The 21060-nt window shown below is 60.1% G+C and carries 16 protein-coding genes; 13 read left to right on the top strand and 3 right to left on the bottom strand.

Translation table 11 applies throughout. From position 1 onward, the window contains the following. Positions 1–121 precede the first annotated feature (121 nt). From ACWXTG_RS12630 to ACWXTG_RS12590, 9 genes are all read left to right on the top strand, one after another. Positions 122–1393 (top strand): nitrate- and nitrite sensing domain-containing protein, encoded by a 1272-nt coding sequence (locus ACWXTG_RS12630; protein WP_480220076.1) that lies wholly within the window; start codon positions 122–124, stop codon positions 1391–1393. 421 nt (positions 1394–1814) lie between these two features. Next, positions 1815–3227 carry an alginate export family protein gene (locus ACWXTG_RS12625; RefSeq protein WP_480220075.1) on the top strand — a complete coding sequence of 471 codons (1413 nt, stop codon included), beginning with the start codon at positions 1815–1817 and terminating at the stop codon, positions 3225–3227. A 13-nt stretch (positions 3228–3240) separates the two neighbouring features. Then, on the top strand, positions 3241–3993 hold the full coding sequence (gene cobA / locus ACWXTG_RS12620) for a uroporphyrinogen-III C-methyltransferase (protein WP_407994593.1): 753 nt from the start codon (positions 3241–3243) through the stop codon (positions 3991–3993). Positions 3994–4069: 76 nt separating this feature from the next. Next, positions 4070–5281, top strand: coding sequence for a nitrate/nitrite transporter (locus tag ACWXTG_RS12615; protein WP_480220074.1), 1212 nt, complete (start codon positions 4070–4072; stop codon positions 5279–5281). 9 nt (positions 5282–5290) lie between these two features. Next, positions 5291–6988, top strand: a complete 1698-nt coding sequence (locus ACWXTG_RS12610; RefSeq protein WP_480220073.1) for a bifunctional protein-serine/threonine kinase/phosphatase — start codon at positions 5291–5293, stop codon at positions 6986–6988. Positions 6989–7485: 497 nt separating this feature from the next. Beyond that, on the top strand, positions 7486–10050 hold the full coding sequence (gene nirB / locus ACWXTG_RS12605; RefSeq protein ID WP_480220072.1) for a nitrite reductase large subunit NirB: 2565 nt from the start codon (positions 7486–7488) through the stop codon (positions 10048–10050). Positions 10051–10066: 16 nt separating this feature from the next. Next, positions 10067–10459 (top strand): nitrite reductase small subunit NirD, encoded by a 393-nt coding sequence (nirD, locus tag ACWXTG_RS12600; protein WP_480220071.1) that lies wholly within the window; start codon positions 10067–10069, stop codon positions 10457–10459. A gap of 22 nt (positions 10460–10481) precedes the next feature. Then, positions 10482–14633: a sulfite reductase subunit alpha gene (locus tag ACWXTG_RS12595; protein WP_480220070.1), complete on the top strand. Its 4152-nt coding sequence runs from the start codon at positions 10482–10484 to the stop codon at positions 14631–14633. 205 nt (positions 14634–14838) lie between these two features. Then, a complete protein-coding gene (locus ACWXTG_RS12590; RefSeq protein WP_309564213.1) occupies positions 14839–15120 on the top strand; it encodes a hypothetical protein in 282 nt (93 codons plus the stop codon). A gap of 65 nt (positions 15121–15185) precedes the next feature. On the opposite strand, the gene radC is transcribed toward ACWXTG_RS12590, so the two are convergent. Next, positions 15186–15860 (bottom strand): RadC family protein, encoded by a 675-nt coding sequence (gene radC, locus ACWXTG_RS12585; RefSeq protein WP_407994586.1) that lies wholly within the window; start codon positions 15858–15860, stop codon positions 15186–15188. Between the two features lie 67 nt (positions 15861–15927). On the opposite strand from radC, the gene coaBC reads away from it, so the two are divergent. The 4 genes from coaBC (at position 15928) to rpmG (ending at position 18105) form a co-directional block, all read left to right on the top strand. Further along, positions 15928–17127, top strand: coding sequence for a bifunctional phosphopantothenoylcysteine decarboxylase/phosphopantothenate--cysteine ligase CoaBC (gene coaBC, locus ACWXTG_RS12580; RefSeq protein WP_480220069.1), 1200 nt, complete (start codon positions 15928–15930; stop codon positions 17125–17127). A 36-nt stretch (positions 17128–17163) separates the two neighbouring features. Continuing rightward, positions 17164–17616, top strand: coding sequence for a dUTP diphosphatase (gene dut, locus ACWXTG_RS12575; RefSeq protein WP_309564210.1), 453 nt, complete (start codon positions 17164–17166; stop codon positions 17614–17616). Positions 17617–17702: 86 nt separating this feature from the next. Beyond that, the gene (gene rpmB / locus ACWXTG_RS12570) at positions 17703–17939 is read left to right on the top strand and encodes a 50S ribosomal protein L28 (RefSeq protein ID WP_011478680.1); all 237 of its coding nucleotides are present in this window, start codon (positions 17703–17705) and stop codon (positions 17937–17939) included. Between the two features lie 10 nt (positions 17940–17949). After that, the gene (rpmG, locus tag ACWXTG_RS12565) at positions 17950–18105 is read left to right on the top strand and encodes a 50S ribosomal protein L33 (RefSeq protein WP_011478679.1); all 156 of its coding nucleotides are present in this window, start codon (positions 17950–17952) and stop codon (positions 18103–18105) included. A gap of 104 nt (positions 18106–18209) precedes the next feature. Here rpmG and ACWXTG_RS12560 read toward each other — a convergent pair whose 3' ends face one another. Together ACWXTG_RS12560 and mgtE are read right to left on the bottom strand one after the other, a co-directional pair. Then, positions 18210–19517, bottom strand: coding sequence for a mechanosensitive ion channel family protein (locus ACWXTG_RS12560; protein WP_480220068.1), 1308 nt, complete (start codon positions 19515–19517; stop codon positions 18210–18212). Further along, positions 19514–20953, bottom strand: a complete 1440-nt coding sequence (mgtE, locus tag ACWXTG_RS12555; protein ID WP_480220067.1) for a magnesium transporter — start codon at positions 20951–20953, stop codon at positions 19514–19516. The genes ACWXTG_RS12560 and mgtE overlap by 4 nt, the downstream gene beginning before the upstream one ends. Positions 20954–21060: the final 107 nt, after the last annotated feature.

Below are 21060 nucleotides of genomic sequence, written 5' to 3'. Positions count from 1 at the left end.
GAGAAATCAAGGTTCCAGGAAGAAACTTGCTGCTCTGCAGTTGCCTTAGCCGATTGATCAACCATCGTTGAACCAGCAACCGCCATGCTGTCGCGCATGATTTTTGCTACCGGATTTAGATATGAAAGACATTTCTCCCGACCAAACCATCATCCTGGCCAAGATACGGCATGTCGAAGAGCTCGAGCGGCTGTCGATATGCACCGTGTTTGTCGAGACCATCGGCCTGATCATCCACCAGATCCAGGCCGAGCGCGGCGCAAGCTGCCTGTACCTGGCTTCGGCTGGCCAGCGTTTCGGCAAGGAGCGCAGCGAGATCATCGAGCAGAACCAGGGCCTGGAGGTGAAATTCCGCGAGGCGCTGCAGCGCCACCTGGACCATAACAGCATGGCCGACGCCAAGCAGCTCACCCTGATTTCGTGGATATTGCTGGGCTTCGACCAACTGAAATCGCTACGCCACCAGGTGACGCTGCACAAGATTTCATTTCCCGATTGCATACAATCGTTCAACCGCTTTATCGGCAGCCTGATTTCGCTGATCTTCGACATTACCGACAATGCCGTCAACAGCAAGATCTCCACTTATCTGCTCGCGCTCTACAACCTGGTGCAGGGCAAGGAGTTTGCCGGGCAGGAACGCGCCGTAGGCTCCTATATGTTCGGCTCCGGCCATGTGCAGCAGGAACACCAGCACAAGCTGCTGGAGCTGGTTGCCTTGCAGGACAGGCATTTCGAGCTGTTCTGCCAATTCGGCGGCAGCCCGTTGCAAAAGTCATGGGCGGCTTCGATGGATACCAGCATCCACCATCGGCACCGGCAATACCGCAACAAGCTCACCCATGCGCAGGATGGCCAAGCCGTGAAAACGTACGACGGGGACGAATGGTTCGAGCTCTGCAGCCAACGCCTCACCGATATCTGGCATATCCAGTGCCAGCTCATCAAGGGCATGCATGGCATGCTGGAGACATTGATCCACGAGGCGAAGAGCGACTTGGACAAGACCCGCCAGTACCTGCAGAAAGTGCGCAGCCAGCCGGCCCATGCCACCACGCTGGATAGCGCCTTCTTCAACCTCTCCATTCCGGTGGAAAACGCCTATACCTTCCTAGCGCACGACAACCAGCACTCCTATCCCATGGAGTCCATCGTCTCGCTGCTGCAGCAGCAATCGCAGCAGATTGCCGAGATTGAGAACGAGCTGTCGGAAACCAAGAAAGCGCTGGCGGAGAGGAAACAGATCGAGCGCGCCAAGGGCCTGCTCATGAGCAAGCGCGGCATCAGCGAGGTAGAGGCCTACAAAATCATGCGCAGCACCGCCATGGAGCAGAATCGCAAAATCATCGATGTGGCGGACAACATTCTCGCCAAGAAAAACTCCCTATCGTGATGGCAGTGAACCTCTGGTGCAACCGCACTCAGGTGGTGCAAACCGGCATCGCTGGCCGGATTCAACAAAACTCCCTCCCCAGGTAAATATCCTTACAAAACAATCGCGTTTTGAAATAAAGCTTCCCTGGCACAGCATTTGCTAATCCCTGATTAACAACGGCAGCCAATGGCGGTTGTCATTGTTTAAGCGGCATCCGCAGCAATACCTGGCGCCGCGATGCGCTACCCAGCAGCCCGCGGGGCTTTGAAGGCCAAGGACAAAGGCGTCCTGGTTGCAGACAACATACCGTCTGCAACCAGGACGCCTTTTTTGTTTTGGCGCTTACAGGCGATGGCAGCTTGATACCAGGAAAAAAGAAGGCCCGTCGGGCAGGACGGGCCGGTACTACCGTTACCCCATCTGAGAAAAGGAGCAACCCATGCAAAGTAATTCGAGATTCATGATCCGTCAAGCCTGTTATGGTGGCTTGCTGGGGCTGGCGCTCACTGCCGCAGCCCAGGCGGAAGAGGCCGCGCCGGAATATACCTTCATGGATGCCGTCAAGGCCGGCAAGAACCTGACCAGCTTCCGCCTGCGTTACGAACATGTGGAACAGGACGGCAACGCCCCCAGCGGCCGGCCGCTCAAGGATGCCAATGGCATAACGCTGCGCAGCCTGGTCGGCTGGCAGACCGTGCCATATCACGATTTCAGTTTTGCCGGACAGATCATCGACGTCAGCAAATTCAAGGACGATTTCAACGACAGCACCAACGGCACATTGATCAACAGCGTCTCCAACCAGCCCGGCAAGCTTGGCTACGCCAAGATCGTCGATCCTGACGATACCGACATCAACCAGTTGTATGTCGACTGGACCGGCATCAAGAACAACCGCGTGCGTATCGGCCGCCAGCAGATCAACCTGGACAACGTGCGCTTCATCGGCGATATCGCCTTCCGCCAGGTCATGCAGGTGTTCGACGGCGTCACTGTGCTGAACAAGTCGTTGCCCGATACTGAAATCTATGTCGGCCATATCGAGCGCGTGAAACAGATCACCACCAAGCTGCGCTCCGACGGCGCGCTGGAAATCGTCAACCTGAAATACCGGATTTCGCCAACCGAATCCGTGACGGGTTACGGCTATTTCTCCAGCTTCGACGACCTCGGTTTTGGCCGCGCGTGGTTTGGCAACGCCGCAGGGACGGGCGGCATTGCCGCCGGCAAGAACGGCAACATCAACCAGGAAGCCGACCAGGGCAACAAGACCCTGGGCATACGGCTGGACGGCGCGCATGCGTTCACGCCCCACTGGAAAGGCCTCTACACGGCGGAATACGCCAAGCAGACCGATCACAGCGGCGGCGACTCCCGTATCGATGCCCACTACTACAAGCTGGGCGGCGGCGCGGCCTATGGCAATTTCTCGCTGCGCGCCGACCAGGAGCTGCTGTCCAGCAACAACGGACGTTACGCCTTCCAGACCCCGTTCGGCACCAACCATCTGTTCCAGGGCTGGATTGACAAGTTCCTCACCACGCCGTTGGAAGGCATCAAGGATACGTTCGTCACCGCGACCTACAAGATCGGCGACTTCCTGTTCTTTGCCGATTATCACGTCATCAAGTCGGATGACCGCTTCAATACCATAGGCGGGGGTTTCGGCGACCAATACGGAACGGAATGGAATGCCGCCGTCACCTATAACGTCAACGCGCACCTGATGACCAAGCTCGAATACGGCAAGTATTCCGAGAGGGACCAATACACCGCCTTGCCAGGCAACAATGCCGCGGGCCGGGTGCGCGATACGGAAAAACTCTGGCTCACCATGATGTACACCTTCTGATAGAGGCGAAAAAATGTCAGGAAAAGTTTATTTGATAGGCGCAGGACCCGGCGACCCGGAGCTCGTAACGTTGAAGGCGGTCAAGGCCATGCAGCAGGCCGAAGTTATCCTCGTGGACGACCTGGTCAACCGTGAAATCCTCCAACATGCGCCGCAAGCACGCGTCATCGAGGTCGGCAAGCGCGGCGGCTGCAAATCCACGCCGCAACACTTCATCAACCGCATGATGATAGCGCTGGCGGAACAAGGCCAGACCGTCGCCAGGCTGAAAGGCGGCGACCCCTTCCTGTTCGGCCGCGGCGGCGAGGAAATGCTGGAGCTGCGGGCCGCAGGCATCGAGGTGGAAGTGATTCCCGGCGTCACCAGCGGCATCGCCGTGCCAGCTGCCCTGGGCATCCCGGTCACCCATCGCGCCTACACGCACGGCGTGAGCTTCGTCACCGGCCACCTGCAGGACGGCGGGAGCGGGCAGAACTGGAAAGCCCTGGCCGAAAGCGGCACCACCCTGGTGATCTATATGGGAATGAAACAGCTCGCCAGCATCACCAGCGAGCTGCTGGCAAGCGGCATGTCCCCCGATACGCCGGCGGCGGCGATCCAGAACGGTTCGCTCCCCCAGCAGCAGCATGTCACCAGCACATTGTCATTGCTGACGGCGGCAGTACAGCAGGCAGGCCTCGCCAGCCCCGCCATTATCGTGATTGGCGACGTGGTCAGGCTGGCCCACGGCAAGGAGTCGCTGCAATCCCTTTCAATCGCGGCATGAAGAGAGACGACATCATCGCGCGGCCAGGTGCTGTTCCGGTCAGCGCGCTCCCCAATCCACTACTCAAGGAAATATCATGAAAAAAAGTTTCTGGCAGGCAGGTCACAAACCGACATTGTTCTCTGCTTTTCTCTATTTCGACCTCAGTTTCATGGTCTGGGTGCTGCTTGGCCCCTTGGCCGTGCAGATTGCCGCCGACTTGGCCCTGACCCCGGCGCAAAAAGGCATGATGGTGGCCACGCCGGTATTGACGGGCGCCCTGCTGCGCCTGGTCATGGGCGTGCTGGTCGACCAGATCCAGCCGAAGATGGCAGGCCTGATTGGCCAGCTCATCGTGATCGCCGCATTGGCCTTCGCCTGGCTGAACGGCATTCACAGTTATCAGCAGACCCTGATCCTGGGCGTATTCCTCGGGGTTGCGGGCGCATCCTTTGCCGTGGCACTGCCGCTGGCTTCACGCTGGTACCCGCCCGAGCACCAGGGCACCGCGCTTGGAATCGCGGGCGCTGGCAACTCCGGCACCGCGCTGGCTGCGCTGTTCGCCCCCGGGCTGGCGCTGGCATTCGGCTGGAACAATGTGTTCGGCCTCGCCTTGATTCCCCTCGTGATCACGCTCGTGCTCTATACGATGCTCGCCAAGGACGCGCCCAACCCGCCTGAATCAAAGTCGCTCGCCGAATACCTCAGGGTACTGCAGGACAAGGATGCCTGGTGGTTCATGTTTTTCTATAGCGTGACCTTCGGCGGCTTTGTCGGCATGGCCTCTTCGCTCACCATCTACTTCAACGACCAGTACGGCCTCGACCCGGTGCATGCGGGCTATTTCACCGCGGCCTGCGTCTTCGCCGGCTCCTTGGTGCGCCCGATTGGCGGCAACCTGGCCGACCGGATCGGCGGTATCCGCACCCTGAGCGCCATGTACATCCTCGCTGCCGCCTTCCTGTTCATCCTCAGCTTTGGCTTGAGCCAGCAACTGGCAGGCCTGGCCGTCGTGGTGCTGGCGATGATCTCCCTGGGGATGGGCAATGGCGCGGTATTCCAACTCGTGCCGCAGCGCTTCCGCAAGGAGATCGGCGTGATGACCGGCCTGATCGGCATGGCAGGCGGCATCGGCGGCTTCTACCTGGCTTCCAGCCTGGGATACTCCAAGCAGATTACCGGCAACTACCAGCTCGGCCTGGCCATGTTCGCCAGCCTGGCGGTCGTCGCCCTGTTCGGCCTGACCATGGTCAAGGAGCGCTGGCGCACCACCTGGGGCTCCGCCGCCGTCACCAGCGCCAGGGTATAGTAGAACCGCATGGCGCTGGAATTCACCACGGGCTCGAGCTCGGTCACCGGGCAGCGCGAACGCAACGAGGATTTTGCGGGCATGGTGACGCCTACCGGCACCGTCCTCGATGTCAAAGGCGCCATCTTTGCCGTGGCCGACGGCGTCAGCGGCAATGCCGGCGGACGCGAAGCCGCCGAAATGACCGTGCGCAGCCTGCTGACGGACTACTACGCCACCCCCGACACCTGGGAAATCCCGGCAGCATTGGACAAGGTGATCACAGCGGCCAACCGCTGGCTGCTTGCGCAGGCCTCGCAGCACCGTGAAATGGCAGGCATGGCGACGACCCTGTCGCTCCTGGTATTGCGCGGCCAGCGCTATTATTCAGGACATGTGGGCGACAGCCGCCTGTACCGCCTGCGCGCGGGCAAACTGGAGCTGCTTACCGCCGATCATGTCTGGGACAGGCCGGATATGCGCCACGTGCTCAAGCGCGCCGTCGGCCTGGATCAGCAGCTCAACGTGGACTATGCGGAAGGCGGCATACAGGCCGGCGATGTCTACGCATTGATGACCGATGGCGTCTGGGCCGCCTTGGAGCAGCAAGTCATCCACCATATCGTGGGCCTGTACGACCATCCGCAACGCATCTGCGACGAACTCACGCGCCTGGCCCTGGCAGCGGGAGGCTACGATAACGCCACGGCAGTGGCGGTACGCGTTATCAAGCCAGGCAAGGAAACGCTCACCGACCACCTGGCCGAAGGCCGCCAGCTTGCATTGCCTCCCAAGCTCAAGGCTGGCGATCATCTCGACGACTTCGAGATCGTGGAGCTCTTGCACCAATCCCGCGCCAGCCTGGTATACAAAGTCAGGCACCGCCAGAGCGGCCAGCTATGGGTGCTGAAAACCCTGCAGCCCTTATTGGCTGAGGACCGCCAAAGCTGCCAGGCCCTGCTCAACGAAGAGTGGCTCGCCAAGCGCATCATGTCGCAATACCTGCCCCAGGTGCTGCCGCTCGATGCCGGCCAGCGCAGCAAGCTGTATTACGTAATGAGCTGGCACGAAGGTGCTACCCTGCAATACCGCCTGCAACACGGGCACCACTTCACCACGGCCGGCATCACGCGGATCGGGATAGAGATGCTGCGCGGGATCGGCGCCCTGCACCGGCTGCATATCCTGCACCGCGACATCAAGCCCGCCAACCTGCATATTGGCAAGGACGGCCGCTTGCGCATCCTTGATCTCGGCGTCGCCTCCAGCGGCAACCACCTGCAGTATGACTCCATGTCCAACCCCGGCACCCCCAGCTTCATGGCGCCGGAATTGTTCGAGACCCAGCAAGCAGCCTCCGTGCGCAGCGACCTCTTTGCGGCGGGTGTCACGCTCTACCACCTGCTGACGCGCAAATATCCTTACGGCGAGATCGAGCCGTTCCAGCATCCGCGCTTCGGCGAGCCCGTGCCGCCCACCCGCTACCGTCCCGACATCCCCGGCTGGCTGGAAAACATCATCCTCAAGGCCGTGGCACGCAACCCGGCCTCCCGCTTTGAAACCGCGGAGGAAATGCTGCTGGCGTTGGAAGTCGGTGAAATCCGCCCTATCCTGCCGGTACAGCGCACCCCGCTGTTCGCGCGGGCGCGCCTGCAGCAATGGCAGTGGCTGGCGGTATGCTCGCTGCTCGCCAATGTGATCCTGGTCTACCTGTTGTTCATTTCCTAGCAACACACTACCTTTGAGCGAATCCGCCCCGCTATCCAGATGAAAATACTTCCTATTATTGAAAGATCAATTCTGGTGCAATCGTTTTTAATCGGCGTCATTAACGTGCGCCGTCCTGATTCATCCTGCATATGCTGACGCCTCTCCAAAATGAATGGCTGCCCATATCAGATGACAAGAAAATCCATATGGAAAAATGGGTTACACGATTTTCTCGGGTTTGTGGCTACGGCATCAACCATGTTGGCATGCCCATTGCTTATCTGGTAGCAAATCTCGTTCATTGACGATGAGTATTTTTAGCAGGAGGGTTTCCGTAGTCAGGAAATCCTTTTGTGGACAACGGCGTCCATAGCTTGCTTACGCACTGCCCCTGGCAGTCGCTGCGCAAGCCATGGACGCCGTTTTTGTTTTTGGGCTTACGCAACAGCAACGCATGACCATGGAAAGACGAGTGCCATAGGCCGGCGTGCTTGCACCTGATGGGAAACACTACGATGAATGAATATACCCGCATAGTGGTCGTCGGCAACGGCATGGTCGGCCACTACTTTGTACAGGAGCTGGTCAAGCGCCATCCTGACCTCGCCGCAGCAAACCTGCAAGTGACAGTGCTGGGCGAAGAACCGCGCCCTGCTTATGACCGCGTGCATCTTTCCAGCTTCTTCTCGGGCAGCACGGCTGAAGACCTTTCATTGGTCGAGCCCGGTTTCTATGACCGCCCCGGCCTGCAATTGCGCCTGAACGCCCGCGTCAGCCACATCGACCGCCACCAGCATAGCGTCAGCCTGACCGACGGCACCGTGCTGCCATACGACAAGCTGGTATTGGCTACCGGCTCCGTGCCTTTCGTGCCTCCCGTGCCCGGGCGCGACCGCGAGAATTGCTTCGTCTACCGCACCATCGAAGACCTGGAAGCCATGACCGCGGCAGGCGCCACCGCCAGGAGCGGCGTCGTGGTCGGCGGTGGCCTGCTAGGCCTGGAATGTGCCAAGGCCCTGCGCGACATGGGCCTGGAGACCCACGTGGTGGAATTCGCCCCGCGCCTGATGGCGGTGCAGGTGGACGAGAGCGGCGGCCGAGTGCTGCTCACCAAGATCGAGGAACTCGGCGTGCATGTGCACACCAGCCGCAACACGGTCAACATCACCGACGGCGCCACTGCCCGCCACCGCATGGTGTTCTTCGACGAAACCTGGCTCGAGACCGACATGATTGTCTTTTCTGCCGGCATCCGTCCCCGCGACGAGCTAGCCCGCGAATCCGGCCTCGCGATCGGCGCGCGCGGCGGTATCGCGATTGACGAGTTCTGCCGCTCCAGCGACCACGACATCTATGCGATTGGCGAATGCGCAAGCTGGAACGGGCAGATGTACGGCCTGGTCGCCCCTGGCTACGACATGGCGCGCATCGCCTGCGCCCATCTTGCCGGCGATGCCGCCGCGGTTTTCCAGGGTGCCGACATGAGCACCAAGCTCAAGCTCATGGGCGTAGATGTCGCCAGCGTCGGCGATGCGCATGGCGAAACCCACGGCGCGCGCAGCTACCAATACCTGGATGAAGTCCGCAATATCTACAAGAAGATCGTCGTCAGCGAGGACGGCAAGAAACTGCTCGGCGCGGTGCTGATCGGCAATGCCGATGAGTACGGCACCCTGCAGCAAATGACGGTCAATGCAATGCCCTTGCCGGAAAACCCCGAATTCCTCATCCTGCCTGCCAGCGACGGCAAGGAAAAACCCGGCCTGGGCGTGGATGCCCTGCCCGACAGTGCCGTCATGTGCTCGTGCAACAACGTCACCAAGGGCCAGATCGGCGAGACGGTGGCCAATGGCGCCTGCTCCATCGGCGAGATCAAAGCCTGCACCCAGGCAGGGACTTCCTGCGGCGGCTGCGTGCCGCTGGTCACGCAAGTGATGAAGGCGCAAATGGTCAAGCTCGGCATGACAGTGAGCAACCACTTATGCGAACACTTCCCCTACTCGCGCCAGGAGCTTTACCACCTGGTGCGCGTGGGCCAGATCAGGACCTTCGACGAACTGCTGGAAAAACACGGCAAGGGCCTGGGCTGCGACATCTGCAAGCCCACCGCCGCCAGCATCCTCGCCTCCTGCTGGAACGACTTCATCCTCAAGAAGGACTTGGCCTCGCTACAGGACTCCAACGACTATTTCCTCGGCAATATCCAGAAGGACGGCAGCTACTCGGTCGTGCCGCGCATGCCCGGCGGCGAGGTCACGCCCGACGGGCTGATCGCCATCGGCAATATCGCCAAGAAATACGGCCTCTACACCAAGGTCACCGGCGGCGCGCGCGTGGACATGTTCGGCGCGCGCGTCGAGCAATTGCCCAATATCTGGGAAGAACTCATCGCCGCAGGCTTTGAATCCGGCCACGCCTACGGCAAGTCGCTGCGCACCGTGAAGAGTTGCGTCGGCTCCACCTGGTGCCGCTACGGCGTGGACGACAGCGTGGGCCTCGCCGTGCAGCTGGAGAACCGCTACAAGGGCCTGCGCGCGCCGCACAAGATCAAGTTCGGCGTCTCGGGCTGCACGCGCGAATGCGCCGAGGCGCAAGGCAAGGACGTTGGCGTGATCGCCACCGAGAACGGCTGGAACCTTTACGTCTGCGGCAACGGCGGCATGAAGCCGCGCCATGCCGAGCTGCTCGCGAGCGACCTCGGCAAGGAAGAGCTGGTGCGCATGATAGACCGCTTCCTGATGTTCTACATCCGCACCGCCGACCGCCTGCAACGCACCAGCACCTGGCGCGACAACCTCGAGGGCGGCCTGGACTACCTCAAGGACGTCATCATCAACGATTCGCTGGGCCTGGGCGCGGAACTGGAAGCGCAGATGCAGCATGTCGTGGACAACTACCAGGACGAATGGAAGACCGCCGTCACCGACCCCGAAGTGCGCAAGCGCTTCCGCAGCTTCGTTAACAGCACAGTTGCCGACGCCAACATCGTATTCGTGAAAGAGCGCGAGCAAATGCGCCCCGCCACACCACAGGAAAAACAGCAGGCGAAGGTCATTCCCATCCTCGCACTTGCCGAGTAACCAACGGAGCAAACCCATGAGCCAATTACAACAAACCGCTTCATCCAGGAACACAATCGAGCAAATGTCCATGTCCGCCGGTATGGAAGGGGCATGGCAGCCGGTCTGCGCGCTGGAGGACATCTGGCCCGACACGGGCGTATGCGCCTTGGTGGAAGGGCATCAGGTCGCGATTTTCCGCATGAAGGGCGACGTGCTGTACGCCATCGACAACCATGATCCGCACAGCGGCGCCAACGTGCTCTCGCGCGGCATCGTCGGCGACCTGGGCGGCGAGCCGGTCGTCGCGTCGCCCATCTACAAGCACCATTACCAGTTGCGCACCGGCATCTGCGCGGAAGACGCCGGAACTCGCTTGAACACTTACCCTGTAGAGCTGCGCGACGGCGCAGTCTGGGTGCAGGCCTAGGCCGGAACGGAACCAGCACGCGATGGCAACGCAAGTCAAATCGGTTTGCCCTTATTGCGGCGTCGGCTGCGGCATTGTCATGGAAGTCGAGGACGAGCGCATCGTCAAGGTCGCGGGGGACAAGCAGCACCCGGCCAATTACGGCCGCCTATGCACCAAGGGCAGCACCTGCGCGCAGGCGATCACGGCTTCGGGACGGCTGGAGCATGCCTACCTTCGCCGGCAGCGCAATGCCGAGCCCGCACGCATCGGCATGGACCAGGCCATCAAGGAATCCGCGCGCCGCCTGCGCGCCATCATAGACGAACACGGCCCCGATGCCGTTGCGCTCTATGTCTCGGGGCAGATGTCGATCGAGTCGCAATACCTCGCCAACAAACTAGTCAAGGGCTATATCGGCAGCAACAACATTGAGTCCAACTCCAGGCTATGCATGGCTAGTGCTGGAAGTGGGTACAAACTTTCACTGGGAGCCGACGGCCCGCCCGGCTCCTATCAGGATTTCGACCAGGCTGACCTGTTCTTCGTCACCGGCGCCAATATGGCGGACTGCCATCCCATCCTGTTCCTGCGCATGATGGACAGGGTCAAGGCCGGCGCCAGGTTGATCGTGGTCGATCCCCGTCGCAACGCCACGGCGGAAAAGGCCCACCTCTTCATGCAAATCAGGCCCGGCACCGATATGGCCTTGCTCAACGGCCTGCTGCACTTGCTGCACAAGCACGGCCATACCGACTCGGACTTCATCGCCAGCTTCACCGAAGGCTGGGAAGCCATGCCGGCATTCCTCGACGACTATCCGCCTGAAAAAGTGTCCGAGATTACCGGCATCCCGGAAGCCGACATCCGCCAGGCTGCCGGGTGGATAGGCCAGGCAAAAAACTGGATGAGCTGCTGGACCATGGGGCTCAACCAGAGCACGCACGGCACCTGGCACACCAACGCCATCTGCAACCTGCACCTCGCCACCGGAGCGATCTGCCGCCCCGGCAGCGGGCCCTTCTCGCTCACCGGCCAGCCCAATGCCATGGGCGGCCGCGAAATGGGCTACATGGGGCCAGGCCTGCCCGGACAACGCTCGGTGCTGGCGGAACAGGACCGCGCCTTCATCGAGAACCTCTGGGATATTCCCGCAGGCACCCTGCATACCCGTTCGGCGGGCGGCACCGTCGCCATGTTCGAGCAGATGGCCGCAGGCAAGATCAAGGCTTGCTGGATCATCTGCACCAATCCGGTCGCGAGCGTCGCCAACCGCAAGAACGTCATTGCCGCACTGGAGCGCGCGGAACTCGTCATCGCCCAGGACGCCTACCTCGATACGGAAACCAACCGCTATGCCGACATCCTGCTGCCCGGCGCGCTCTGGGCCGAAGCGGAAGGCGTCATGATCAACTCGGAACGCAACATGACGCTGATGCGGCAGGCCGTGCCGCCGCCGGGAGAAGCCATGCCCGACTGGCAGATCATCGCCAGCATCGCCTGCGAAATGGGCTACGCCGAAGGCTTCAGCTACTCCTCTGCCGCCGAGGTGTTCGATGAAATCCGCCGTGCCTCCAACCCCAAGACCGGCTACGACATCCGCGGCGTGAGCCACCAGCGCCTGCGCGCAACCCCCGTGCAATGGCCTTGCGCGCCGGATGATGCGCAAGACCGCCACCCTATCCGCTATCTCAATGACGGCATCAGCCAGCAGATTAAAATGCAGGAGGACGGCGAGCGTCCGCGCATCGCCTTCGCCACCGAAAGCGGCAAGGGCATGTTCTTTGCCCGGCCCTGGCTGCCGCCTGCGGAAATGCCGGACCAGGACTTTCCTGTTGTCCTCAACACCGGCCGCCTGCAGCACCAATGGCATACCCTGACCAAGACCGGCAAGATCCCCACCCTGAACAAGCTCAACCCGGGGCCGTTCGTCGAGTTGCATCCCGAAGACGCAGCCAGTCTCGGCATCCGGGACCAGGACCGGGTCGCAATCCGCTCGTGCCGAGGATCAGCGGTATTGCCGGCAGTAGTCACCACGCGCGTCCGTCCCGGCAATTGCTTCGCGCCATTCCACTGGAACGACGTCTTCGGCGACGACCTGGCGATCAATGCCGTCACCAGCGATGCCATAGACCCATTGTCGCAACAACCCGAATTCAAGTTCAGCGCCGTCGCCCTCGCCAGAGTAGAAAGTCCCGCCCAGAACGCGCTGGACGCAGCTGCCGAGACAAGCGGCAACACGCGGGCAAGCATAAGCAACACGAAGGAAATCGCCATGAGAGATATTGACGCACTGGCACAACTGCTCGGCCTTGACGACATCCCTGCCGTCAAGCTGGAACCGGTGGAACAGCTCTACCTGCAAGGGTACCTGACCGGATTGCGCAGCGACGCTTCGCGCCAGGCGGGCGGCGTGCCTACGCTGCCGCCAACCGCCCCATTGCCGCCGGAGAAAAAAACCCTGGTCGACGGCATGCTGGCCGGATTGTTCTCCCGCACCTGGATTGCGCCTGGCAGCCTGCCAGCCGAGCGCGATCATGATGCCCCTTCCCAGCCTGCCGTTCATATCCTCTGGGCATCGCAAACCGGCAACGCCGAAACCTTCGCCAGCCAGTGTGCCGCCAGGCTGCAGGCGGAGGGCTGGCAAACCGTGCTCAGCAGCATGGACGAGGTCAAGCCTGCCAGCCTGGCAGAGGCCGGCCATGCCATTCTGCTGGCCAGTACTTTCGGCGATGGCGACCCGCCCGACAACGGCAGCCAGTTCTGGGCCGCATTGCAAACGGAAAACACGGCATTATCCGGCCTGCAATACGCCGTGCTGGCCTTGGGCGACTCCAACTACGGCCAGTTCTGCGGCTTCGGCCGCAAGCTCGACGCCAGGCTGGCCGCGCTGGGCGCAACGCCTTTCACCGCACGCACCGATTGCGAACCGGACTATGAAGCCGCCGCGCAGGCCTGGCTCAACCACGTCACCAGCGCGCTCGCGAGCCGGAAATCCACCCGGCAATCCACGGCACGGCAGCTAGCGCTCGCAGGCGGCATGCCCGCCGGAGAGGAGGACGACAGCCCGGCAACAGCGCCAGCCTATACCCGACAGCATCCCCTGCACGCCAGGCTGGCGGTAAACCAACGCCTGAGCAGCGACAGATCGGAAAAAGAAGTGCGCCAATTCGTCTTTGACCTCACCGGTAGCGGGCTCAGCTATGAAGCGGGCGATGCGCTGGGCGTCTGGCCGAGTAACGACCCGGCGTTGGTGGGCGACATGCTCGCGGCGCTGCAACTCTCCCCGGCCACGGTGGTGCAAGTGCAGGACCGCGGCGAAATGACGCTAGTGGAAGCCTTGTCGCATCACTACGAAATCGCGCGCATCACCCCGGAAATATTGCAATTCATCAATGCCCGCGCCGGCAATGCCGAGCTCGCCGCCTTGCTCGGGACACAGGACGAACTCAAGCAATGGCTTTGGGGCAAGCAGCCCATAGACCTGCTGCATGCCTATCCCATCCAGGCGGAAGCCGCGGAGTGGCTGGCGGTATTGAAGCGCTTGCAGCCGCGCCTCTACTCGATCTCATCCAGCCCCCGGGCATTTGCCGACCAGGTGCACCTGACGGTGTCGATCGTGCGCTACGGCCAACATGGCACCGCACGCGGCGGCGTCTGCTCCACCTTTCTCGCCGACCGGGCGGCAGGGCAGGCTGTGCCCATCTTCCTAAAGAAATCGGCGCATTTCCGCGTGCCCAGGAACCCGGATACTCCCTTGGTCATGGTCGGCCCCGGCACCGGCATCGCGCCGTTCCGCGCCTTCCTGCAGGAGCGCCAGGCTACGGGCGCCACCGGGAAAAACTGGCTGTTCTTCGGCGAGCAGCACGCCGATACGGATTTCTATTACCGCGACGAACTCGCCGCGATGCAGCAGGCGGGCGTCCTGCATCGCCTGGACACGGCGTTCTCGCGCGATCAGCAGGAGAAAATCTACGTGCAGCACCGCATGTTGGAACATGGCGCGGAGCTGTGGCAATGGCTGGAGCAAGGCGCGCATTTCTGCGTCTGCGGCGATGCCAGCCGCATGGCGCGCGACGTGGATGTGGCACTCAAGCAGGTCGTGCAGGCCCATGGCAGCATGAGCGCAGAAGCCGCCGCGCAATACATCGCCAAGATGGCGCAGGACAAGCGCTATGTGCGGGATGTGTATTAGATTGCAACATTGAATGAGATGTTTGGCTAGCGTCTGTACCCGGATCGCCAGCTCAGGCTTATTGGCCGCCTCATCCTGTCATGCTGAACATGAATCTCGCTGCCCTGAATCTCACCAGCCCCGGAACCAACCCTCCAGGTGCATGTCAGTCCTGACAATGGCACAATTGCGCATTACAAATAATTACAAATCCGGAGATCATGACATGAAACACTTTCTGCTTGCCGCAGCGCTTGGCAGCATATTGGCGGTGCCTGCCTGGGCGGAAGAGCCAACCACCCCGCAGCATGCGACCACTGCCGAGGGTGAGCGCATCATTCTCAACGAAGACGGCAGCTGGCGTTATGCCGACCAGGAGAAAACCCAGCCGAGGAAATCCGCCAAGGACTGCCCGCCCGGATCGCAAGGCGGCTGGTTCGGCACCCGCTGCATCCCGCCAGGCGACAAGGACTTCAACCGTGGCTCCCTCAGCGGCAAGGGGCGCTAGGAGAGGCTAACCCGGACCGTTGCGCCAAGTTTTGCAGGCGCTTTTAATAGCGATACTCACGGCTCCTAAAGCAACCCGCGTTCAGAAAATGACACGATCTGGTTGCCGGCCACGACAAAATGGTCAAGCACGCGGATATCGATCAGGTTGAGTGCGGCCTTCAATGCCTGGGTCAAATCACGGTCGGCCTGACTGGGCTCGGCGACGCCGGAAGGGTGGTTATGCGCGAATATCATGGCCGCGGCGTTGTGGCGCAAGGCGCACTTGACGACTTCGCGCGGGTATACGCTGGTCTGGGCCAGCGTGCCGCTGAACAGCTCCTCGATCGCCAGCACCCTGTGTTGCGAATCAAGAAAAATCCCCATGAACACCTCGCGCGGCAGAGCGCCGATCCTCAAACTCAAATACTGCCGCACCGCCTGGGGCGAAGTCAGCACATCGCGCCCCTGCATCTGCTCCAGCAGCGCCCGGCGGCTCATTTCGAAAATCGCCTGCAACTGCACGAATTTGCTCACGCCCATGCCATGCACCTGGCAAATCTCATCGACACTGGCCGCGAAAATGCCATTGAGGCTGGAAAACCGCGTAAGCAGATCGCGCGCCAAGTCTACCGCGCTCTTGCCGGCCACGCCCGTGCGCAGGAAAATCGCCAGCAGCTCGGCATCTGAAAGCGCCATCGCCCCCGCCGCCAACACCTTCTCCCGGGGCCGCTCCCCCTCGGGCCAATCAGTAATCGCCACGCTTCAGCCTTTCATATAAAATCAAGCAACTCTATATCGCAGTTTTGCTGCACCCGCACATTTCCTGATGAGCCATTATTCCATAAAAAAACTCTTGCTCGGCGTTACGGGCGGCATTGCTGCCTATAAGGCGGCAGAGTTGGTCAGGCTGCTGGTCAAGCAGGACATAGAAGTGCGGGTGGTCATGACGTCGGCAGCGACGCAATTCGTCACCCCGATGACCTTCCAGGCACTCTCTGGCAAACCGGTCTATACCGATCTATGGCAGCCGGACAATGGCAATGGCATGGCGCATATCGACCTGTCCCGCCAGATGGATGCCGTCCTGGTGGCGCCCGCCAGCGCGGATTTTCTCGCCAAGCTGGTGCATGGCGCCGCGGACGACCTGCTCTCCACGCTTTGCCTGGCCCGCGACTGCAAACTGCTCGTCGCTCCCGCGATGAACCAGCAAATGTGGAACAATCCGGCCACCCAGCGCAATATCCGCCAATTGCAGCACGACGGTATCAGCATCCTGGGGCCCGCCAGCGGCTCCCAAGCCTGTGGCGAGACCGGCCCCGGCCGCATGCTTGAGCCAGAAGAACTGGTGGAGCGCTTACTCTCCAGCTCCCAGCCCAAACTCTTTGCCGGCAGGCGCATCCTCATCACCGCCGGGCCAACGCAGGAAAGCATAGACCCGGTTCGCGTCATTACCAATCACAGCTCGGGCAAGATGGGCTACAGCATTGCCCGCGCAGCTATCGAGATGGGGGCGGAAGTGACTTTGGTGAGCGGCCCGGTCGCATTACAGGCCCCCTCTGGCGCCAACACCATTCCTGTCACCAGCGCCCAGGAAATGCTCGCTGCCGTCGAGGCCAACATGAAGAGCCAGGACATCTTCATCTCGGTCGCGGCCGTCGCGGATTACCGTCCCGTCAAGGCAAGCCAGCATAAGATCAAGAAAAGCGCAGCGCCACTCACCATCACGCTGGAAGCCAACCCGGATATCCTCGCCACCGTGGCCTCACGCCCCGATGCGCCATTCTGCGTCGGCTTTGCCGCCGAAAGCGAGAACCTGCTGCAATATGCCGACGAAAAACGCCGCAGGAAGCGTCTGCCATTGATCGCAGCCAATATCGCCAGCGAAGCATTGGGACAAGACCAGAGCAGCTTGGTATTGCTTGATGACGAGGGAGCGCATCCCCTGCCGCAGGCGCCCAAGCTCATGCTGGCGCGTAGCCTGTTGCAACATATCGCGGCTATGATGGATAAAAACCGCGTTGGATAAGCCGACCCCAGACAAACCAACCAAGAAAGCACATTCATGAGCCTCAAGATAGACGTCAAGATACTGGATAACCGCTTGCAGCACATGTTACCCAGCTATGCGACGCCAGGTTCCGCAGGCCTGGACCTGCGTGCGTGCATAGAGCATACGCAAACGCTAGCCCCGGGCGAAACCATCATGATCCCCACCGGCATGGCGATCCACCTGGCCGACCCGCACTATGCCGCCCTGATCCTGCCGCGTTCGGGCCTAGGCCACAAGCACGGCATCGTCCTCGGCAACCTGGTCGGCCTGATCGACTCCGACTACCAAGGCCAACTCCTGGTTTCCTGCTGGAACCGCGGCAAGGAAAGTTTCATCCTCAACCCGCTGGAGCGCATCGCCCAATTGGTGATTGTCCCCGTCGTGCAGGCAAGCTTTAATATTGTCGACGACTTTCAGGCCAGCGAACGCGGCGCAGGCGGCTTCGGCAGCACTGGCAGACAATAAGTCCCTGATAAAAATCTTTGAATTCACTTGAAAAGATATCGTTTTTCATGGTATAAATGCGGTCTTTTCGAATTTCGGAGTCCGCCATGGCACGCGTATGTCAGGTAACCGGCAAAAAGCCGATGGTTGGGAATAATGTTTCCCACGCAAACAACAAGACCAAGCGTCGTTTCCTTCCCAACCTGCAAAACCGCAAGTTCTGGGTCGAAAGCGAAAACCGCTGGGTAAGCCTACGTATCACCAATGCTGCTCTGCGCACTATCGACAAGAATGGTATCGATGCTGTTCTGGCTGATCTGCGCGCCAGCGGCGAAAAGATCTAAGGACTGAATCATGCGTGAAAAAATCAAACTGGAATCCAGCGCAGGTACTGGTCATTTCTACACCACTACCAAGAACAAGCGCACCATGCCAGAGAAGATGGAGATCAAGAAGTTTGATCCCGTTGCCCGTAAGCATGTCCTGTACAAGGAAACCAAGCTGAAGTAATTGAGCCATTGGTGAAATTGGAAAAGCCCGCAATTGCGGGCTTTTTATTTGTTATTTGACGTAGATAACCGTTTAGCGCCTGGCGCCCCCCCCTCAAAAACCGGTCAGCTTGCCGCGCCATTGGGCGTATTATCCACATCTGCGGGATTGGCCAAGCCGTGACCAAAAACATGCACCTCGCGTTGCGGGAATGGAATCGAAATGCCGCGCGCCTTGAATTCATCCCAAAGCTTCAAATAAACAGTGGACGGAATATCGCCCGCCCCATTCTCAGGGTCAGGCACCCACACTGTCAGGTTGAGATCTATACCGCTTTCGCCGAAACCGACCAGCTTAGCATCCGGCGCGGGGTCCTTCATCACACGCGGGTGCCGGCTTGCCACTTCCTTCATCAACTCCAGCGCCGCCCTCAGGTCGGTGTCGTAACCCACCTGGATGGGCAAGGCGATCTTGACGCGCCTGCGGGTGGCCGTATGGTTGACCACCGCGCTGGTAATCAGGGTTTCATTAGGAATGATCACATCTGTCCCATCCAGCTGCCGCAATACCATATACCGCGAGCGCAACTCTTGCACGCTGCCGTAATAGGAACCAATGGTGACAAAATCTCCCAGACTCATGGATTCGTCTAGCAGAATGATGAACCCGCTGACATAATTGCTCGCAATCTTCTGCAGGCCAAAACCCAGCCCTACCCCCAATGCCCCGCCGAACACCGAGAGCAGGGTGATATCGAGGCCAACCGCAGACAAGGCAATCAGTACGGCAATAAACACGAAGGCGATGCGGATCACCTTGTTGATCACCACCCGCATATTGATGGTGATATTGGTGGCCAGCATCAATTTGTTTTCGATCAGGCGGCTCAACCACAAGGCGATGAACACGGTGATCAATACCGTGAACACACCCTGGATCACCAGCCACAAGCTGACGGCGCTCTTGCCGATATTGAAACGTACGCCATCAAGCGCATCGATAATATCGGGCAGCAGGCCTGTCACGTGCAGTACCAGGATCAGCCAGACAACGGTCGAGAATACATTTTCGGTCGTCCTCAGCCACCCGCTGGGTGAAAACACATATCGCAGCACATACACGGCCAAACGGATGACCGCCATCGCAATCAGCAAGCGCGAGGCCAGTTCCAGCAAACTGTTGCTATACCAGTGGCTAATGGCCAATTGTCCCAGCAACACCATGAACAGAGAGGAAATCGGGAACAGGACGCGCGTCAGGCCTTCGATTGCCGCATGGTGGGCATTGCTGTTGGCAAGCCGTGCACGTTGCAAGCTATTGATGGACCAAGCGATCACCAAGCTGGCGACAATAATGCCTACTTGCCACAGCACAGCCGCCGAGGAGAAATCGGTAGCTAGGTCTTGCCAGACCGAAAAAATCGTATTGTTCATAGCAAGAAGATCGTTGCAAGTCCGAGGAAAATAAAGAACCCGCCGCTATCCGTCACTGCAGTGATCAGGACGCTGGAGCCGACCGCAGGATCACGGTTGAACTTTGTCGACATCACCAAGGGGATCATCACACCCATCACGGCAGCCAGCAGCAGGTTCAAGGTCATCGCGGCCGTCATCACGGCACCCAGGGCGATATTATTGTAAAGCAGGTAGGCGATCACCCCGAGCACGCTGCCCCAGATCAGGCCATTGAGCAGCCCCACGCCGGTTTCCTTGATCAGCAGCGACTTGGTGTTGTGGCTGGAGATCTGGCCCAGCGCCAGGCCGCGCACAATCATGGTCGTCGTCTGGTTGCCTGAGTTGCCGCCTATTCCCGCCACGATCGGCATCAGCGCGGCTAGGGCCACCACTTTCTCGATAGACCCTTCAAACAAGCCGATGACGCGGGAGGCCACAAATGCCGTCACCAAATTGATGGCGAGCCACATCCACCGATTCTGCACCGATTTCCATACCGATGCGAAGATATCCTCCTCTTCGCGCAGACCTGCCATGGACAACATGTCGCTTTCCGCTTCCTCACGGATGTAGTCCATTACCGTATCCACGGTGAGACGGCCTACCAGGCGGTTGTTTTCATCCACCACAGGAGCAGTCACCAGATCGTACCGTTCGAACGCTTTGGCCGCTTCGTCGGCCTTGTCTTCAGGGTGGAACACCACGGCGTCATCCGCCATGATCTCGGCGACGCCGGAATCCAGGTCGTTCACCACCAGGCGCTTCAGGGGCAGCACGCCGCGCAGCACATCATTGCGGTCGACCACGAATAATTTGTCCGTGTGGTCCGGCAAACTGCCGATACGCCGCAGATAACGCAAGGCCACTTCCAGGGTAATGTCTTCACGGATCGTAATGATATCGAAGTCCATCAGGCCACCGACTGCATCGTCGGAATAAGCCAATGCGGACTGCAAGCGTTCGCGGTTGCGGCTATCTAGGCTCTCGAGCAGTTCTTGCAGCACATCCTTGGGCAAGTCGGGCGCCAGGTCCGCCAGCTCGTCCGTATCGAGCTGTTCGGCGGCGGCAAGCAACTCGTCGCTGTCCATGTCCGCGATCAGCGTCTGGCGCACCGCGTCCGACACTTCCAACAGAATCTCGCCGTCGCGCTCGGCCTTGACCAGGTCCCAGACATCCAAACGCTGTTCCAACGGCAGGGCTTCGAGAATATACGCTACGTCGGCAGGATGAAGGCTATCCAGCTTCTTTTGCAGCTCGGCAAGATTTTGCCTGTGCACCAGGGTCTGCACGAGCTCCTGTTTGGGCATATCCTGCTTGTGCACCAACTCCTCAACCAGGCGGTGCTTGTTCAGCAGGGTGATAACCTGTTGCAGGCTTTCCTGCAAACTTTCCTTCGATTCCTGAATATCCGCCATATGCTCTTGAAACCTGTGCCAATATGTTGAGGGAAATGCCTGGCAGGCATTGGTCGCAGTGAGAAATTATATATTCAGCATTGATGCCGCTTCAGCAAATACTAAAC

This window comes from Methylobacillus sp. DLP286 (assembly GCF_056636515.1).
The sequence above is the reverse complement of the archived record's forward strand: the minus strand, read 5'-3'. Positions and strand labels throughout refer to the sequence as shown.

What these genes read in the sequence shown, in the direction of transcription:
- mgtE (WP_480220067.1), bottom strand. Translation starts at nt 20,953, where the DNA reads ATGGCGGATATTCAGGAATCGAAGGAAAGTTTGCAGGAAAGCCTGCAA.
- ACWXTG_RS12625 (WP_480220075.1), top strand. Translation starts at nt 1,815, where the DNA reads ATGCAAAGTAATTCGAGATTCATGATCCGTCAAGCCTGTTATGGTGGC.
- nirD (WP_480220071.1), top strand. Translation starts at nt 10,067, where the DNA reads ATGAGCCAATTACAACAAACCGCTTCATCCAGGAACACAATCGAGCAA.
- ACWXTG_RS12630 (WP_480220076.1), top strand. Translation starts at nt 122, where the DNA reads ATGAAAGACATTTCTCCCGACCAAACCATCATCCTGGCCAAGATACGG.
- ACWXTG_RS12590 (WP_309564213.1), top strand. Translation starts at nt 14,839, where the DNA reads ATGAAACACTTTCTGCTTGCCGCAGCGCTTGGCAGCATATTGGCGGTG.
- coaBC (WP_480220069.1), top strand. Translation starts at nt 15,928, where the DNA reads ATGAGCCATTATTCCATAAAAAAACTCTTGCTCGGCGTTACGGGCGGC.
- ACWXTG_RS12615 (WP_480220074.1), top strand. Translation starts at nt 4,070, where the DNA reads ATGAAAAAAAGTTTCTGGCAGGCAGGTCACAAACCGACATTGTTCTCT.
- cobA (WP_407994593.1), top strand. Translation starts at nt 3,241, where the DNA reads ATGTCAGGAAAAGTTTATTTGATAGGCGCAGGACCCGGCGACCCGGAG.
- rpmB (WP_011478680.1), top strand. Translation starts at nt 17,703, where the DNA reads ATGGCACGCGTATGTCAGGTAACCGGCAAAAAGCCGATGGTTGGGAAT.
- ACWXTG_RS12595 (WP_480220070.1), top strand. Translation starts at nt 10,482, where the DNA reads ATGGCAACGCAAGTCAAATCGGTTTGCCCTTATTGCGGCGTCGGCTGC.
- ACWXTG_RS12610 (WP_480220073.1), top strand. Translation starts at nt 5,291, where the DNA reads ATGGCGCTGGAATTCACCACGGGCTCGAGCTCGGTCACCGGGCAGCGC.
- ACWXTG_RS12560 (WP_480220068.1), bottom strand. Translation starts at nt 19,517, where the DNA reads ATGAACAATACGATTTTTTCGGTCTGGCAAGACCTAGCTACCGATTTC.
- rpmG (WP_011478679.1), top strand. Translation starts at nt 17,950, where the DNA reads ATGCGTGAAAAAATCAAACTGGAATCCAGCGCAGGTACTGGTCATTTC.
- nirB (WP_480220072.1), top strand. Translation starts at nt 7,486, where the DNA reads ATGAATGAATATACCCGCATAGTGGTCGTCGGCAACGGCATGGTCGGC.
- dut (WP_309564210.1), top strand. Translation starts at nt 17,164, where the DNA reads ATGAGCCTCAAGATAGACGTCAAGATACTGGATAACCGCTTGCAGCAC.